1 protein-coding gene is annotated in these 1,350 nt (G+C 37.6%); it reads left to right on the top strand.

What is annotated here, in order from left to right; all coding sequences use genetic code 11:
* The first annotated feature begins 194 nt into the window (after nt 1–194).
* Nucleotides 195–1,166: a GlxA family transcriptional regulator gene (locus tag FTV09_RS17735; protein ID WP_180059008.1), complete on the top strand. Its 972-nt coding sequence runs from the start codon at nt 195–197 to the stop codon at nt 1,164–1,166.
* The last annotated feature ends 184 nt before the right edge of the window (nt 1,167–1,350 follow it).

Raw genomic sequence — 1,350 nt, 5'->3', positions numbered from 1 at the left:
AAATGGACTGAAGCCATTGCCAGAGAGAGTGCAATAACAGAGCTACTTAAAATTTTATTCATGTTCCAGATCCAATCATTTAGTCATACTCGAATCATGATAGGAAAAATTAAGCAATAAAATTGTCCTTAAGGACAATCATCAAAACTATTGGGACAACATGCTATATTTATTATTTTAGAGAGGTAGATTGAATGGCTATACCAGTGATTGGATTGTTCGTATATCCCAATATAAATCCATTTCACTTCTCTATCCCCCATATCATTTTCAATATCAAGATTGAAGATAAACGCTTATTTGATCTGAGAATTTTTTCTATAGATGGCCAACCCGTAAAAACAGAACAGTCTATGATGATTATCCCTGATGGGGGGATCGAACTTATTAAACAATTGGATCTTATTATTATTCCTGGATGGGATGATTTTAATCACAAACCTGAAAAAGTACTTATCGATGCCCTAAATTGTGCATATCAAGCTGGAATTAGAATTGTAGGGTTATGCTACGGAACTTATGCATTGGCATATGCAGGGCTGCTTGACCATAAAAAAGCAGCTACGCACTGGATGGCTGAACAGGATTTTAGTGAACGATTTCCACAGGTTCAACTTGATAATGACGCCCTGTATGTAGAAGACCAAAGGATCGTAACCTCTGCTGGAACAGGCGCAGCGTTAGACTGCTGCTTGTACTTGGTACGTGAAATCTATAATGCACGAATTGCGAATAAAGTTGCTAGAGTAATGGTGATCCCGCCTCACCGTGAAGGTGGGCAAACTCAGTTTATTGAACAGCCAGTCGCAGAATCGAGCCAAGATGCACAAATTAACCTATTACTTGATTTTTTAAGAAAGAATTTAGCCTTACAACATAATATTGAAAGCCTCGCTGAACGGACACATATGACACGCAGGACGTTCACACGGCACTTTAAGAAAGCGACAGGTATGACCTTAGTCGATTGGCTGAATACTGAAAGAATCAGATTAAGTTGTGAACTTTTAGAAGCGACAAACTTGTCTATCGAAAAGATAACCGAGCTTTCAGGTTTTAATAATACTGTGTCATTTAGAAAGAATTTCCGTGAAAAATATGGCACCAGCCCTCAGGCATGGAGAAAAGCTTTTGGGATCATTAATGAGAATAATCCGCCCATTTAACATAATAGAGGTTATACGAAATGCTTGTGTTAGAACCCATTTAAAGTGTCTATATTTTCACCAATAAAAATGTCTGGTTTATGATGATTTTTATCACCATGGACTGGATATAAAATATAGATGCTGATCACTATGTCTGACAAAGAAATTCAACGTCTTGCAGTTCTGCAAGACGTTCGAGATC

Source organism: Acinetobacter sp. YH12227 (genome assembly GCF_013417785.1).
GTDB classification, from domain to species: Bacteria; Pseudomonadota; Gammaproteobacteria; order Pseudomonadales; family Moraxellaceae; genus Acinetobacter; species Acinetobacter gandensis.
This window is presented reverse-complemented; position numbering and strand designations above follow the sequence as displayed.

Coding starts and splice junctions, on each gene's coding strand:
- FTV09_RS17735 (WP_180059008.1), top strand. CDS start 195: ATGGCTATACCAGTGATTGGATTGTTCGTATATCCCAATATAAATCCA.